Genomic DNA, 14,312 nt, shown 5'->3' with positions numbered 1-14,312 from the left:
GAGCGTTATTCTTACGCAGAGGGTTATTCTACGTCTTCACCGATATTGGGATCGGGGAGTTTAACTCTGAGTTGGATTAAGCGTCTGGTATCGGCATTGATGACTTTAAATTCAATTCCTTCGATCATAATGCTCTCATTACGCTCTGGTAGATGACCAAAGGCATGGGACACTAAACCACCGACGGTATCAAACTCTTCATCGCTGAAGTGAGTATTGAATTCTTCGTTAAAATCCTCGATAGGCGTCAACGCTTTTACCATGTAGACAGTGTTGCCGACCTTGCGGATCTCAGTGTCTTCAGGGCTATCGTGGTCGAATTCGTCTTCAATCTCACCGACGATTTCTTCGAGAATATCTTCAATGGTCACTAGACCCGATACTCCGCCGTATTCGTCGACGACAATCGCCATATGGTAACGCTGGGAGCGGAATTCTTTGAGTAATACGTCGACGCGTTTGCTCTCTGGCACAACGACGGCGGGGCGGATCACGCGCTCGAGGGAGAAGGGTTCTTCACTGTTTGAGAAACCATAAGGGATCAAATCTTTAGCCAGTAAAATGCCTTCGATATGGTCTTTATCTTCGTTAACTACAGGGAAGCGAGAATGGCCTGAACCGATAACAGTTGCGAGCAATTCTTCGACAGTATTGTCGATTTGAATCGCGACAATTTGAGCTCGTGGGATCATAATATCCCGAACACGCATATCAGAAACTTCTAATACACCTTTGATCATTTCGCGGGTGTCTTCGGTGATTAACTCGCGCTGCTCAGCGCCATCAATCACATCGACTAAGTCTTCGCGATTTTGAGGTTCGCCCTGAAATAACTGACTTACTCTGTCAAACCAGCCTTTCTTTTGGGCGCTCGTACTCGGGGGGATATCGTCACTCATAGTTTTCTCATTAACTTTGATGCTTGGCACCGCGGTTAATTATTGTTCCTTATATGGGTCAGTAAAACCTAAGCTTTCAATGAGTTGAGTCTCTAACGACTCCATCTCTTCAGCTTCTTCGTCTTCAATGTGATCATAACCTAGCAGATGCAGGCAACCATGTACAACCATGTGTGCCCAATGGGCTTCTAGGGTTTTATCTTGTTCACGCGCTTCATTTTCAACGACTGCGGCACAAATGACAAGATCTCCAAGCAGTGGAAGTTCAATTTCTGGCGGTGCTTCAAAGGGAAACGACAACACGTTGGTCGGTTTGTCTTTGCCTCTGTAGGTGCTGTTTAGCATTTGGCTTTCACGGGCATCGACGATGCGGATTGTCAGCTCCGCCTGTTCCATGCTGTTACCAATGGCGGTTTTTACCCAGAGGGCAAACTGCTCTTCGCTCGGCAGATAGTCACTCGCCGTGGCGTATTGCACATCTAAGGCTAAATCAAGACTCATGCTTTAAAACTTCCGGTTGCGTTTATGGATGCGCTTGTTGATAGTCGCGGCGCTCTTTTTCGGCCTTTAATGCCTGCTCTTTACGATCGTAAGCATCATAGGCTTCGACAATCCGAGCAACCACTGGGTGACGCACTACGTCTTGAGACACGAAGAAGTTAAAGCTGATTTCCTCGACTTGGCTCAGGACTTCAATGGCGTGGCGTAGACCCGACTTAACATGTTTGGGTAAGTCTGTCTGGGTGATGTCACCCGTGATCACCGCGCGTGAGTTAAAGCCAATACGGGTTAAGAACATCTTCATCTGTTCGACCGTGGTGTTTTGGCTCTCATCGAGAATAATAAAGGCATCGTTTAGGGTGCGACCACGCATATAGGCGAGTGGCGCCACTTCGATGACGTTTTTCTCGATCAAGCGTTCCACCTTTTCAAAGCCGAGCATTTCGAACAAGGCATCATAAAGTGGGCGCAGGTAAGGGTCGACTTTCTGGCTTAAATCACCGGGTAAGAAGCCGAGTTTTTCCCCTGCTTCAACCGCAGGGCGGGTGAGCAGAATACGGCGCACTTCTTGACGCTCTAATGCATCAACGGCGGCGGCCACTGCTAAGTAGGTTTTACCCGTTCCCGCAGGGCCAATACCAAAGGTAATATCATGGCGCACAATGTTGGCCACATAGGTGCTTTGGTTGGGGTTACGCGGTTTAATCACACCACGGCGGGTTTTGATAAATAAAGATTTATCGTCACCGCTGTCGTCCTGTTCGAGAGCTATGGCTTCTTGAATTGCCAAATGCACCTGCTCAGGATCGAGGTCCGGAGTGCTGCCCTTGACCGTTTGGGTCTCGATATAGAGCTGCTTAAGTAAGTTATTGGCACTTAAACAGTTACGCGGCAGTCCGGTAATTTGAAAATGGTTGTTCTTACGGACTATCTCAACGCCAACGCGACGCTCAATCTGTTTGATATTGTCATCGAAGGGACCGCACAGCGAGGCCAAACGGCGGGTTTCTGCGGGTTCGAGATACAGATTCATTGTGGTTAATTTACTGGACAAATAGTACTCCTATTGTCAAATACCAAGCAAAGTGCTGAGTGAAAAGCCAAGTGCGATGCCTGTTCGCTATCGCAGTCTCTAATCAGAAGATAATCTCAGTTTACGAGCCATAGCGGATAATTGCTAACGGAAAATCGTTAAGCCCAAGGGTTTTGAATGACTGCTCTATAGAAGGCAAAAGTACACAAAACAAAAAGGGCGACACTGAGGTTAACTAAACCATGTCGCCCTGATATAGGTGCTGCTTACTCGATTTTAAACCCTTAAGGTTTAAATTGTGTCACACCGAGATCGTCATCCTGTTTGTGTTTGGCCAGAATATCTGATGGGCGTAGGTTGCGGCGCAGATCCATTTCATCTTCACCACGGATAAATTTACCTCGCAGCGAGTTAGTGTAAACGTCAACAATTTCAACATCCACAAAGCTACCAATGTGCTTCGGCAGACCTTCGAAGTTGACTACACGGTTGTTTTCGGTACGGCCGCGCAGCTCCATAGGGTTTTTCACCGATGGGCCTTCAACCAGAATACGTTGTACAGTGCCCATCATATGGCGGCTGTAACGCATGGCTTGTTGAGTGATACGGTCCTGCAGAATCGCCAGACGTTGTTTTTTCTCTTCCATATCAACGTCATCGGGTAAATCTGCCGCAGGTGTACCAGGGCGCGCACTGTAGATAAAGCTAAAGCTGTGGTCAAACGCCACATCTTCAATCAGCTTCATGGTATCGGCGAAGTCTTCTTTGGTTTCGCCTGGGAAGCCAATGATAAAGTCAGAGCTGATTTGGATATCAGGACGAGCTTTGCGCAGACGGCGGATGATTGACTTGTATTCAATCGCCATATGGCCACGCTTCATTGCCGTTAGAATGCGGTCAGAACCTGATTGCACAGGTAAGTGCAGGAAGCTGACTAATTCAGGAGTATCTTCGTAAACGTCGATAATGTCCTGCGTAAATTCAATCGGGTGACTGGTGGTGAAGCGAATACGGTCGATGCCATCGATAGCGGCAACATAGCGTAATAGCTCGGCAAAGGTACAAATGCCGCCGTCGTGGGTTGCACCACGGTAGGCGTTAACGTTTTGACCGAGCAGGTTGACTTCGCGCACACCTTGTTCTGCCAGTTGGGCAATCTCGAGGATGATATCGTCCGATGGACGGCTGACTTCTTCACCGCGGGTGTAAGGCACCACGCAGAATGAACAGTACTTGCTGCAACCTTCCATGATAGACACAAACGCCGTTGGGCCTTCGGCGCGCGGTTCTGGAAGACGGTCAAATTTCTCGATCTCAGGGAAGCTCACGTCGATCACGGCCTTTTCGCCACGACGTACTTGGTCGATCATATCCGGTAGACGGTGCAGTGTCTGTGGTCCAAAGATGATGTCGACGCACTGAGCACGGTCTTTGATCGCCTTACCTTCCTGCGATGCAACACAACCACCCACACCAATGATAAGATCGGGATTTTTATCTTTGAGGGTTTTCCAACGACCTAACTGATGGAACACCTTTTCCTGCGCTTTTTCGCGGATAGAACAAGTGTTTAGCAGTAGAATGTCCGCTTCTTCTGCTTCTTCAGTCAAGGTGTAACCTTGGTATTCGCCTAAAAGATCCGCCATCTTGGATGAGTCATACTCATTCATTTGACAGCCCCAAGTTTTAATATGGAGTTTTTTGCTCATCAGTTGTGTTGCCCTACGCTGCCCAGTAAATATGTGCCCAAGCTGCCTTTGCCCTGTTACAGACAAATCCGGCCGCCCAGTAAAAATAGCGCGACATTTTACCCGCAGTTATGGCTGCTGACCAGCTTTGTCCACATTTTTACTCGCTAATCCCCTGAGATTGTGATACCCACAAAGAAGCTAGGTTTATCTCGGCTGATGGGTTTTGTGCGAGGGATGGTTGGTTAAATTGGGCTGCATTTGCCATTTCTAACAAGCTATTACGGGCTTGAATGCTAATGTCTTCACGGATTTCTAGTCGAAATACGCTCAACATTTCCGTGGTATGTAGATATAGGGCATAATCGAGCGGGTCGCGGTAACTGACCGTGATGGTTTCCATCACGGGTGTTGCCGCCAAGGCATGACTAAATGGGATCGCGCTGCAAATCAGTAGACTACTGGCTATCTGCAAATGGATGAGTGTTTTCATGACATCCTCACTAACTCTATTAAGTGGATTCACTGGTAACTCGTCCCGAACGGCTAGGGCTCGCTAAGTGAGAAGCTAATCGGCTTATCCCGCAGACCGCCTGAGATTCCTGCGGGGTTGCCTTAGAGTGTAGTGGCTTTGCCAAGGCTGAAAACTTGCCTTTGTAAGCAACTGTGAGCAAATGCGCCCCTAGCAACATTTGCTCACCTTTGAGCTGAAATTGACATGCTTTTGATACAATGCCCGCGATCAGAGTGATGCGCTTTAAGCTTGAGCCTCAAGTTCGAGTTTAGATAAGAGTAAAGTGCGTCAGATAAATGGAAAGAATTCTAAAGAGTGGTAACTAAGATGAGCCAAGCGATAAGCCAAACACAGCAACCAAGCCAGACAACCACAGATACTCAACAATTTGATGTGATTCTTGTCGGTGGCGGTATGGTGGGCGCGGCAACGGCTATCGGGCTGGCGAAGCAAGGCTTACAGGTGGCGGTGATTGAATCATTTGCCCCCGAAGCTTATTCCCCCGAGCAGGCATTAGATGTCCGCGTGTCGGCGATAAGCGTGGCCTCTGAACAGTTACTCGAGCAGTTAGGCGCGCTCGAGAGCCTGCTTAACATGCGTAATGTGCCTTATCTGGGCTTGGAAACCTGGGAGCTTGATGGCTGCATTACTCAATTCCATAGCTCACAAATCGGCGCGAGCCATTTAGGGCATATTGTTGAAAACCGTTTGGTGCAACTTGCCCTGTGGGAGCAAATGCAGCAATGGGATGCGATTAAATTGTTTTGCCCCGAACGTGTGGCGACATTTTCACGCCTCACAGACGGGGTAAGCGTGCACTTACAATCCGGTATTCAGCTTGAGGCCAAGCTGCTCATTGGGGCAGATGGCGCCAACTCGCAGGTGCGTCAATGGGCGGGGATTGGCATCTCTGGATGGGACTATGCCCAAGCGGCGATGCTGATTAATATCCAAACCGCCCAAGGTCAGCAAGATGTTACTTGGCAACAATTTACCCCTAACGGCCCGCGCTCGTTATTACCTTTACCCGGCAATCATGCGTCGTTAGTCTGGTATGACGATGCCAATCGCATTAAACAGTTAATGCAGCTGAATCATAAGCAGCTTGCCGACCAAATCCGCCAGCATTTTCCCGCTCGTTTAGACAGCGACTTTACCGTTGAGGCCAAAGGCAGTTTTGCCCTGACGCGCCGCCACGCGAATGCCTATTTTAAGCCGAATGTGGTGATTTTAGGGGATGCGGCGCACACCATTAACCCGTTGGCGGGTCAAGGGGTTAACCTCGGCTTTAAAGATGTCGAGGCCTTACTGGCGGTAATCAAGACTGCATTAACCGAGGATAAACCTTGGTGGTCTACCGAGGTATTAAATGCCTATCAAGCCAAACGTTATCGCGATAATCAACTGATGATGACGACCATGGATGTGTTTTACGCAGGCTTTAGTAATGACATTTTGCCACTTAAATTACTGCGTAACGGCGCGTTAAAACTGGCCAATATTAACTCTCCCATCAAGCGAACCGTGCTGAAGTATGCGATGGGCCTCAATTAGGCCACATCATTAGTGCTGACTCACTCGGCATTTGTTGACTTACGCATTGAGTGCTAAAATGCCGCGTTTTTAACGAGCATAAGCGGCATATTAACTCAAGATGGTCGTCCTGTGCGCTTTGCCATCGACCAATTAACACAGTATTGAGTGCCATTAGTGAGTGTCATGAGCGAAATTAAATTAATCGTAGGTCTTGCCAATCCGGGCGCCGAATATGCGCAGACTCGCCATAATGCGGGTGCTTGGTATGTGGAAGAATTGGCCCGCATCTGTGGCGTCAGCTTAGTGCCGGATAGCAAGTATTTTGGCCTCACCGCCAGAGCCGTATTGCATGGCAAAGATGTGCGTTTACTGATCCCAACGACTTATATGAACTTAAGCGGCAAAGCCGTGGGGGCCTTAGCGAATTTCTTCCGTATTACCCCTGAAGAAATTCTGGTGGCCCACGATGAGTTGGATATGCCGCCCGGTGTGGCTAAATTTAAACTCGGTGGCGGTCATGGTGGCCATAACGGTTTAAAAGACATTATTGCTAAACTGGCTAATGATAAAAACTTCTACCGTTTACGGATTGGGATTGGCCATCCCGGCGATAAGAATAAAGTAAGTGGTTACGTACTGGGTAAGGCGCCAGCTAAAGAACAAGAGCTGATCAACGCCGCCGTAGATGAAGCCGTACGTTCCACTGAAGTGCTATTTAAAGAGGACATGGTGAAAGCCATGACTCGCTTACACTCCTTTAAAGCGGAGTAAGCCCAGTGCTCGCGGCCTGCGAAAAGGACGGCGAACACCTGGACAATAGAATTAATCAATGTACTGCCTAAGGGCAGGCTGACTATAAACTTGCTGGTGAGTGTGACTCGCCAGCCTATCATCGAGAGAAAGGTAAGAATATGGGTTTTAAATGCGGCATTGTTGGTCTTCCTAACGTAGGTAAATCAACGCTTTTTAATGCGTTAACTAAGGCTGGCATCGAAGCGGCAAACTTCCCGTTTTGTACCATCGAGCCAAACACTGGCGTTGTACCTGTGCCGGATCCACGCTTAGACGCGCTGGCGGCGATTGTTAATCCGCAACGTGTGCTGCCAACCACGATGGAATTCGTGGATATTGCCGGTCTAGTGGCGGGTGCGTCGAAAGGTGAAGGCTTAGGTAACAAGTTCCTTGCCAACATCCGCGAAACCGATGCTATCGGTCACGTGGTTCGTTGCTTTGAAGATGACAACATTGTCCACGTGGCTAACCGTGTTGACCCTGCGCGCGATATCGAAGTCATCAACACTGAATTGGCATTAGCCGACTTAGACAGCTTAGAGCGTGCGGTGATCCGTCAACAAAAACGCGCTAAGGGCGGCGACAAAGACGCTAAGTTTGAAGTGGATGTTCTCGAGAAGATGCGTCCAATCCTCGATGAAGGCCATATGTTGCGTTCTATGGATCTGTCTAAGGAAGAATTAGAAGCGGTTGCTTACTTAAACTTCTTAACCTTAAAGCCAACCATGTACATCGCTAACGTGGCTGAAGATGGTTTCGAAAATAACCCACACTTAGATGCTGTACGTGCCATTGCTGAAAAAGAAAACGCCATTGTTGTGTCTGTGTGCGCCGCCATTGAGTCAGAACTGGCTGAAATGGAGGCCGAAGAGCGTGATGAGTTTATGGCTGACCTCGGTTTAGAAGAGCCTGGGTTAGACCGCGTTATTCGCGCCGGTTACCAATTGCTGAGCCTGCAAACTTACTTTACAGCGGGTGTAAAAGAAGTGCGTGCTTGGACCGTTTCTGTAGGCGCGACTGCACCACAAGCGGCGGGTGTTATCCACACCGACTTCGAACGTGGCTTTATTCGTGCTCAAGTGATGGCATTTGACGACTTTATTACCTATAAAGGTGAAGCGGGCGCCAAAGAAGCGGGTAAGTTACGTGTAGAAGGCAAGACATACATTGTTCAAGACGGCGATGTAATGCACTTCCTGTTTAACGTATAACGGGTTTGATAAAGGGCTAAGCTTTAGAAAGTAAGGCAAAATACGGGCAACAGAGGTCGATTTAGCGCATCTGTTGCTCAGTTTGGTGAAGTAATAGCCGAACGGTTTGTCTCAAGGAAAATAGCGAAAAAAAGCTGTTGACCTCGATACCTCGAATAAGCATAATACGCCCCGTTCCTCGCTACGAGGGGCGCGCAATAACGAAGTGGCAATGTAGCTCAGCTGGTTAGAGCACAGCACTCATAATGCTGGGGTCGCAGGTTCAAGTCCCGCCATTGCTACCATTTCGTTATCCTAGCGTTTGCTAGCATCAATTCAGGATGTCAACTTGAAGCAGTGCGGGAATGGTGAAATTGGTAGACACGCCAGATTTAGGTTCTGGTGCCGAAAGGTGTGAGAGTTCAAGTCTCTCTTCCCGTACCATTATTTTTAAACATCGGCGTAAGCGGATGTATGAAACAAGTTAGTGATGGGGTATCGCCAAGCGGTAAGGCACCGGGTTTTGATCCCGGCATACCTAGGTTCGAATCCTAGTACCCCAGCCATCATTTCATGTTTCTCAGTTTTTGGGGTATCGCCAAGCGGTAAGGCACCGGGTTTTGATCCCGGCATACCTAGGTTCGAATCCTAGTACCCCAGCCATGGCAATGTAGCTCAGCTGGTTAGAGCACAGCACTCATAATGCTGGGGTCGCAGGTTCAAGTCCCGCCATTGCTACCATATTTAAATCCACGTTAAATCAATTTGATTTATCTGGTAAAAATCCAGAGACGCCTTTGTTTGCCAATCTGGTACATTTTGATGCGGGAATGGTGAAATTGGTAGACACGCCAGATTTAGGTTCTGGTGCCGCAAGGTGTGAGAGTTCAAGTCTCTCTTCCCGTACCATCAAAGTGAAACCTTCTAGGTTGATGAAAAGTTAATTGGGGTATCGCCAAGCGGTAAGGCACCGGGTTTTGATCCCGGCATACCTAGGTTCGAATCCTAGTACCCCAGCCATAGTTAAAAAGCCCGTCCTACGACGGGCTTTTTGCTTTCTGTCTTTTGTGATGTGTTTATCGAGTCACTCCCTCATTACTTTGTTATTTTTCAATCTTCTTCTCTATTGCTTGGCTTTACTCGAGCAAGCCTTGTGCTTGTACTTTGGCTATGTGCGAATTACTAAGATGCGCTTTGGGGTTGGAATGGGTGCGTCATCGAGATAAAAAAGCCACAGTGCTTAATAAACACTGTGGCTGAGACCGACAAAAGTGATGTGTGACTAAAACACTCGCCGAGCGTAGATCAGTCGTTATTGTACGGGGTTAACTTCTTTAACCGCTGCGGGAGCTGCGACTTCGCTCACTGCCTTTTCAAGCACCGCTTCCTGTGTCGCTTTTACATCGCCTGTGGCAACGGCTTTTAGGGGCGTTGCCGCAGGGATTTGTTCTTGCAGCTTTTCCGTGCCAGCATCTATCGCCTTTTGCTGTAGTTTTTGCGGATCTGTATAGTCAGCCAATTCTTTAGGCCAGCTTGGTACCAGTTTCTCAGCCTGATCGGTAAATTGCTCAGAGATAATTTTTGGCGAGCCACCCGTAAGCAACATCACCGCCATTTGGTTGGTTTCTGAGTTCCACACAAAGCCTGCTTTTTCGGCCATTTCCGGCACAGGCGTATAGGTCGATACCATATAAAACAGTGGACCTTCCTGCTGGATTTTATCGGCGGTTTTTAGCAGCGATACAGTGGTCTCGTAGTTGTCTCCGAGCAGAGCCTTCATTCGATCTTTAACCAGCGGTTGTTCGAACAGCCCCACGTCGTTTGGATTTAATCCGACAAGGGGTTTTAGCAGTGCCCACATGAGTTGGCCTTGGGGTGACATCAATAGCAGCGGGGCAACACAGGCATTAAGCATTAATGCGAGCCAAATAATGTTAAGGCAACGCATTTTTTTGAGCAGAGTTGTACTCAAGATGATATTTCCTTTGGAAGTACCAGCAAGTCGCCGGCGGCGGATTGTAGCCGATTGCGATTCTGTAAACGAGAGGGGTGAATAAGTAAATTTTTACAGGGATTAGAGGGTAAAAAGTTAAGTTTTATCTAATTGAATTTGTATTGGTTTTACAATTATTTCTGTTTTCTCCGCCTCAATTCTCGCTCTGTGAGTTTGCAATATTTCCCATCAACTTTGCCGTTATACCGTACTTGTGATGTAAAGAATGTAAACCTGGGTTTTGTTGATAATAAATATCATTTACTCTCTATCCCATTAACTTTCGTTAATACAGGCTATTAGCTAACGGTTGGTGGCGATTTAGGCGCTCGCCTAATATCCCTTCTTGAGAGTCAGTCATTGAAATTAAAAGTTAGTAAATCATCGCTTTCCTTCGCTCGGATTATTCATGTTTATGTCTCTATGGCACTGCTGCTGTTAATGCTGTTTTTTGCCGTAACCGGGATCACCTTAAACCATCCCAATTGGTTTTCATCAGCAGATCAAGAACCGCGACGTGAACAGTTTGATATTCCTAACTACTTGATACCAGCTGCGCCACAGGAGCCTGAGTGGCGTTTAGCGGCGGGGCATTGGTTAAAAAGCCAATGGGATATGGATATCGGTACTGCCGATATTGATGAGGATGAGATAAGCCTCGTGAATAAAGGCCCGGGCACGTATCGCACCGTTACCTTAGATCTGCTCGACGGTAAAGCCTATGTTGAGACCTTAGATTATGGCGTTGTTGCTGTGCTTAACGATCTGCACAAGGGGCGCAATACCGGGATAGTCTGGGCTTGGGTGTTAGATCTCTGCGCCTTGCTGATTATTCTCTTTTCGCTCACCGGCGCTTATTTGCTGCTGCCTCAAACTAAACGACTTAAAAAATCCTTGTTTTACATGGTGCTCGTCAGCTCAGGCTGTGCACTTGTGTACGTCTATTTTGTTCCATAGGGAGAACCGATTAATGATGCGTCAGCTTATTCGCACCAGCGCCATCGGTGCGTTGTTTGTGAGTTCAGCGGTATTTGCCGCACCGAAAATGACCGTTGATTTGACCTTGCCTGAAATTACCGAAGGCCAGTATCACCGCCCCTATGTGGCTGTGTGGGTTGAGGATGCCAAGGGCCAAACCGTTAAAACTTTAAGTCTATGGGTATGGGACGAGGGCCATAAATGGCTTAAGGACATTCGCCGTTGGTGGCGAAAGGCGGGGCGTGAAGACATGAGTTTTGTCGACGGTATCGCCTCGGCGACCAAGCCAGCAGGCCATTACAAAATTGATTGGGACTTAACGGATGACGCGGGTAAGCCGCTGACTCCTGCCTCCTACACAGTGTTTATCGAAGTGGTGCGCGAGCACGGCGGGCGTGACCTCGTGAGACAAAATATTGATTTAACGGCGGGGGATTTTACCGCCCAACTACCAGCGACCACTGAAACTGGCGTGATTGATATTCGCTTAAGCGGTATGACTCGCTAAGCCCTGCACTTTACTGAAAGGATATGAAGATGAAACTACGTTTACTTGCCTTAGTTAGCGCGCTCTGCATCAGCCCATTGGCGAGCAGCCATGACCGCTGGATTCTACCCAGCCACTATAATGTCTCGGCTGAAAGCCAAGAGGCGGTGTGGATCACCTCGGATGTGTCTGCCAGTAACCAAGTCTTTATGTTTGATAAACCGGTCACCGCCAGCGATGTACGAGTGTATTTACCCGATGGTAAGCCAAGCTCCCCAAGTTCAAGCTACACTGGTGGTCGTAAATCGGTTTTCGACGTGCAATTACTGCAAGACGGTACCTATAAGTTTGAAAAGGAAGTCACGCCGAGATACTTTTCTGTTTATAAAATCAAAGATAAAGAAGGCATGGTTCGCAGTCGACTCGATAAAAAAGCGACAGCGGCCGTGATGCCAAAGGATGCCTATGAGCTAAAAGGTTCATTAAATGTGGCGCGGGTCGAAACCTATGTGACCCGCAACAAACCCACTGATAAGGTATTAGCACCGAAAGGTGAATACTTGGAATTGGTGCCTATTACCCATCCCGCTGATATCGTTGAAAATGAACCCGCAACACTGCAGTTTGTTTACGATGGTAAACCTGTCGAAGGTGTGAGTGTGGCGATCATGAAGGATGGCAGCCTGTACCGTAATAAGCCGGAAGAAATCAGTTTAACTTCGGATAAAGAAGGTAAAGTGGCGATGACGCTGCCAGCAGCTGGTCGTTATCTGCTGCATGCTTCAATCGAACGTCCAAGTCCTGATAAATCTCTTGCCGATAAAACAGTTAGTGAAATCTTTTTGACCTTCGAAGCAGGGCTTGAATAAGCGCATGCTTTAACGCTCCCCATGCCCACAAATTCATTTGTGGGCATTTTGCCCCACTTAAGTTCGCACTATTATACTTTGGCACTAGCATCTGAGCGTGAGCTTCAGTAAGCTGCACTGGTGCATAGTTCTTGATGCATCCCAAGCGCATAACGATTAGAATAGCGCAATTCCACCCTGATTTTACTGTGTTGACCTTTAGCGTCGGCACGGGTTGCTTTTGTTTTAAAGGAGACGAAAGAAGTTATGACTAAGGTTCCTATGACAGTTGTCGGTGCAGAACAGCTGCGTAAAGAGTTAGATATGCTCAAGTTTGAACGTCGCCCGAAAATCACTGAAGCGATTGCCTCAGCGAGAGAGTTAGGCGATCTGAAGGAAAACGCGGAATATCATGCAGCCCGTGAAGAGCAAGGGATCTGTGAAGCGCGTATCCGTGACATTGAAGGCAAACTTTCTAACGCGCAGATCATCGATGTGACTAAGATGGCGAACAATGGTCGTATCATTTTTGGTACCACTGTGACTATCCTCAATCTGGATACTGATGCGGAAGTGACTTACCGTATCGTGGGCGACGATGAAGCTAACATCAAAGAAAACCTGATTTCAGTCAACTCTCCGATTGCCCGTGGTTTAGTGGGTAAGAATGAAGGTGATGAAGTGTCGATCGCAACCCCAGGTGGCTTGACCGATTACGAAATTATTTCGGTGCAATACATCTAAGTCTTGGTCTCACCAGACTCGATTATTTACCGATAAGAAGCCGCCTAGTGCGGCTTTTTTTATGGCCTTTTTTATACCAAAGGCACTGCAACATCAGTGTCCTTGGCGCATAAATAAGCAAGATGGATAAAGTTTAATTTGCCTCTGAGGCGGCGGTTACCTAAGCTGCATGTTTGGAGCTTTCTATGCATTCATCAAGGTTCTTTATGAAAGCTATCCAAAAAAGTGTTGTTTCTTCTGCAAATATTTCATCACGTAAAAGTTGCGTGTATCCAATTAGGAACGGAGTTTGATTAAGCACTGGCGCCAAGGATTAATGTTACTCTGTGTGTCGATCATCTTGATCGCCCATGCGGGTGGCTATGCGCCGCGCAGCTTAACCGCCCAGCAACTGCATCTGGCGCCTAAAACGGTAGCGACAACGGTACTAACAACTGCGTCTACCGCGGATACGCCGTCACTCACTGCACAACAGAGCACTGCATCACATCACTCAACGGCACAATCGACGGTGAGCGATAGCCAAGCTGTCTGTGCTGCTGATAAGGCACAGGCCACCGATTGCTCCGAGTCTGAATTAGTTAGTCACTCGGATGATTTTAATTTTGCTCCGGCTAACTCCCAGCGTTTTATCAATCTTGTTCAGCATGATATGCGTGAGGTGAAGCCTGTTTACCTGTTGGCCTTTGAGTTTGAACCAGAGCCTGCGCCCGCATTAGGGGAAAATATTCGCCTCGATGCTCGCCCAGATTGGACTCTCTTAGCCGAATCTTCACCAGCGCGGATCTCCGGCTGGAAAGTCTCCAACCTCCAATATCGTTTTAGTCAGCAAGCCGCTTAACTCACCGCTCCCTGTAGCAAGTTAGCAAGGCTTATCCATAACGATACCGTTTGAGTTCATCATCTGAACCAGAGGTCGTTAGGGATGTCTTTGATTAACTTTGCATTTTGTCATCCGAAACCTGTACCCGATAACCTAGCATCAAAGCCTGCGGTGTGGTCGCCGAAGGTGCGACTAAATCGCATGGGATTTAAATCCATTCGGTTTAGACGGATTTTAATCGGTTATCACCACTGAGTTTGCTCGCGTTTAGCGTACTCCTTGTGGG

General features: G+C 47.9%; 14 protein-coding genes and 7 tRNA genes. 15 read left to right on the top strand and 6 right to left on the bottom strand.

Annotated elements, in window-relative coordinates:
- Window positions 1–23: 23 nt before the first annotated feature.
- The 5 genes from corC to CF168_RS15740 all read right to left on the bottom strand — a co-directional run bounded on the left by corC (window position 24) and on the right by CF168_RS15740 (window position 4,614).
- Window positions 24–899 carry a CNNM family magnesium/cobalt transport protein CorC gene (corC, locus tag CF168_RS15760; RefSeq protein WP_039978917.1) on the bottom strand — a complete coding sequence of 292 codons (876 nt, stop codon included), beginning with the start codon at window positions 897–899 and terminating at the stop codon, window positions 24–26.
- A gap of 39 nt (window positions 900–938) precedes the next feature.
- Window positions 939–1,400 carry an rRNA maturation RNase YbeY gene (gene ybeY / locus CF168_RS15755; protein ID WP_023268295.1) on the bottom strand — a complete coding sequence of 154 codons (462 nt, stop codon included), beginning with the start codon at window positions 1,398–1,400 and terminating at the stop codon, window positions 939–941.
- 22 nt (window positions 1,401–1,422) lie between these two features.
- The gene (locus tag CF168_RS15750; RefSeq protein WP_089068289.1) at window positions 1,423–2,454 is read right to left on the bottom strand and encodes a PhoH family protein; all 1,032 of its coding nucleotides are present in this window, start codon (window positions 2,452–2,454) and stop codon (window positions 1,423–1,425) included.
- 263 nt (window positions 2,455–2,717) lie between these two features.
- The gene (gene miaB / locus CF168_RS15745) at window positions 2,718–4,142 is read right to left on the bottom strand and encodes a tRNA (N6-isopentenyl adenosine(37)-C2)-methylthiotransferase MiaB (RefSeq protein ID WP_089068288.1); all 1,425 of its coding nucleotides are present in this window, start codon (window positions 4,140–4,142) and stop codon (window positions 2,718–2,720) included.
- Between the two features lie 139 nt (window positions 4,143–4,281).
- Window positions 4,282–4,614: a hypothetical protein gene (locus tag CF168_RS15740; protein WP_089068287.1), complete on the bottom strand. Its 333-nt coding sequence runs from the start codon at window positions 4,612–4,614 to the stop codon at window positions 4,282–4,284.
- Between the two features lie 348 nt (window positions 4,615–4,962).
- On the opposite strand from CF168_RS15740, the gene CF168_RS15735 reads away from it, so the two are divergent.
- From CF168_RS15735 to CF168_RS15690, 10 genes are all read left to right on the top strand, one after another.
- Window positions 4,963–6,189: an FAD-dependent monooxygenase gene (locus tag CF168_RS15735; protein WP_167373648.1), complete on the top strand. Its 1,227-nt coding sequence runs from the start codon at window positions 4,963–4,965 to the stop codon at window positions 6,187–6,189.
- Between the two features lie 165 nt (window positions 6,190–6,354).
- Complete coding sequence (gene pth / locus CF168_RS15730; protein ID WP_011621799.1) at window positions 6,355–6,942, top strand: aminoacyl-tRNA hydrolase; 588 nt, start codon at window positions 6,355–6,357, stop codon at window positions 6,940–6,942.
- 140 nt (window positions 6,943–7,082) lie between these two features.
- Complete coding sequence (ychF, locus tag CF168_RS15725; RefSeq protein ID WP_089068286.1) at window positions 7,083–8,174, top strand: redox-regulated ATPase YchF; 1,092 nt, start codon at window positions 7,083–7,085, stop codon at window positions 8,172–8,174.
- Window positions 8,175–8,381: 207 nt separating this feature from the next.
- Window positions 8,382–8,458, top strand: a tRNA-Met gene (locus CF168_RS15720).
- A 54-nt stretch (window positions 8,459–8,512) separates the two neighbouring features.
- Window positions 8,513–8,597: transfer RNA gene (locus CF168_RS15715), tRNA-Leu, on the top strand.
- 47 nt (window positions 8,598–8,644) lie between these two features.
- Window positions 8,645–8,719: transfer RNA gene (locus CF168_RS15710), tRNA-Gln, on the top strand.
- A 22-nt stretch (window positions 8,720–8,741) separates the two neighbouring features.
- Window positions 8,742–8,816: transfer RNA gene (locus tag CF168_RS15705), tRNA-Gln, on the top strand.
- Window position 8,817: 1 nt separating this feature from the next.
- Window positions 8,818–8,894, top strand: a tRNA-Met gene (locus CF168_RS15700).
- Window positions 8,895–8,977: 83 nt separating this feature from the next.
- A tRNA-Leu gene (locus tag CF168_RS15695) sits at window positions 8,978–9,062 on the top strand.
- Between the two features lie 36 nt (window positions 9,063–9,098).
- Window positions 9,099–9,173: transfer RNA gene (locus CF168_RS15690), tRNA-Gln, on the top strand.
- 292 nt (window positions 9,174–9,465) lie between these two features.
- Here the strand turns inward: CF168_RS15690 and CF168_RS15685 are convergent.
- A complete protein-coding gene (locus tag CF168_RS15685; RefSeq protein WP_167373713.1) occupies window positions 9,466–10,101 on the bottom strand; it encodes a hypothetical protein in 636 nt (211 codons plus the stop codon).
- Between the two features lie 405 nt (window positions 10,102–10,506).
- On the opposite strand from CF168_RS15685, the gene CF168_RS15680 reads away from it, so the two are divergent.
- The 5 genes from CF168_RS15680 to CF168_RS15660 all read left to right on the top strand — a co-directional run bounded on the left by CF168_RS15680 (window position 10,507) and on the right by CF168_RS15660 (window position 14,044).
- The gene (locus CF168_RS15680) at window positions 10,507–11,103 is read left to right on the top strand and encodes a PepSY-associated TM helix domain-containing protein (protein WP_086903712.1); all 597 of its coding nucleotides are present in this window, start codon (window positions 10,507–10,509) and stop codon (window positions 11,101–11,103) included.
- Window positions 11,104–11,119: 16 nt separating this feature from the next.
- Window positions 11,120–11,632, top strand: a complete 513-nt coding sequence (locus CF168_RS15675) for a DUF2271 domain-containing protein (protein ID WP_167373712.1) — start codon at window positions 11,120–11,122, stop codon at window positions 11,630–11,632.
- 29 nt (window positions 11,633–11,661) lie between these two features.
- Window positions 11,662–12,480 carry a DUF4198 domain-containing protein gene (locus CF168_RS15670; protein ID WP_089068284.1) on the top strand — a complete coding sequence of 273 codons (819 nt, stop codon included), beginning with the start codon at window positions 11,662–11,664 and terminating at the stop codon, window positions 12,478–12,480.
- A 246-nt stretch (window positions 12,481–12,726) separates the two neighbouring features.
- Entirely contained in the window at window positions 12,727–13,203 is a 477-nt protein-coding gene (greA, locus tag CF168_RS15665) for a transcription elongation factor GreA (RefSeq protein WP_011621805.1), read from the top strand.
- Window positions 13,204–13,519: 316 nt separating this feature from the next.
- Window positions 13,520–14,044 carry a hypothetical protein gene (locus CF168_RS15660; RefSeq protein WP_089068987.1) on the top strand — a complete coding sequence of 175 codons (525 nt, stop codon included), beginning with the start codon at window positions 13,520–13,522 and terminating at the stop codon, window positions 14,042–14,044.
- Window positions 14,045–14,312: the final 268 nt, after the last annotated feature.

This window comes from Shewanella bicestrii (assembly GCF_002216875.1).
GTDB lineage: Bacteria > Pseudomonadota > Gammaproteobacteria > Enterobacterales > Shewanellaceae > Shewanella > Shewanella seohaensis.
The sequence above is the reverse complement of the archived record's forward strand: the minus strand, read 5'-3'. Positions and strand labels throughout refer to the sequence as shown.

What these genes read in the sequence shown, in the direction of transcription:
- CF168_RS15740 (WP_089068287.1), bottom strand. Translation starts at nt 4,614, where the DNA reads ATGAAAACACTCATCCATTTGCAGATAGCCAGTAGTCTACTGATTTGC.
- greA (WP_011621805.1), top strand. Translation starts at nt 12,727, where the DNA reads ATGACTAAGGTTCCTATGACAGTTGTCGGTGCAGAACAGCTGCGTAAA.
- pth (WP_011621799.1), top strand. Translation starts at nt 6,355, where the DNA reads ATGAGCGAAATTAAATTAATCGTAGGTCTTGCCAATCCGGGCGCCGAA.
- CF168_RS15670 (WP_089068284.1), top strand. Translation starts at nt 11,662, where the DNA reads ATGAAACTACGTTTACTTGCCTTAGTTAGCGCGCTCTGCATCAGCCCA.
- miaB (WP_089068288.1), bottom strand. Translation starts at nt 4,142, where the DNA reads ATGAGCAAAAAACTCCATATTAAAACTTGGGGCTGTCAAATGAATGAG.
- CF168_RS15675 (WP_167373712.1), top strand. Translation starts at nt 11,120, where the DNA reads ATGCGTCAGCTTATTCGCACCAGCGCCATCGGTGCGTTGTTTGTGAGT.
- CF168_RS15660 (WP_089068987.1), top strand. Translation starts at nt 13,520, where the DNA reads ATGTTACTCTGTGTGTCGATCATCTTGATCGCCCATGCGGGTGGCTAT.
- corC (WP_039978917.1), bottom strand. Translation starts at nt 899, where the DNA reads ATGAGTGACGATATCCCCCCGAGTACGAGCGCCCAAAAGAAAGGCTGG.
- CF168_RS15685 (WP_167373713.1), bottom strand. Translation starts at nt 10,101, where the DNA reads ATGCGTTGCCTTAACATTATTTGGCTCGCATTAATGCTTAATGCCTGT.
- ybeY (WP_023268295.1), bottom strand. Translation starts at nt 1,400, where the DNA reads ATGAGTCTTGATTTAGCCTTAGATGTGCAATACGCCACGGCGAGTGAC.
- ychF (WP_089068286.1), top strand. Translation starts at nt 7,083, where the DNA reads ATGGGTTTTAAATGCGGCATTGTTGGTCTTCCTAACGTAGGTAAATCA.
- CF168_RS15735 (WP_167373648.1), top strand. Translation starts at nt 4,963, where the DNA reads ATGAGCCAAGCGATAAGCCAAACACAGCAACCAAGCCAGACAACCACA.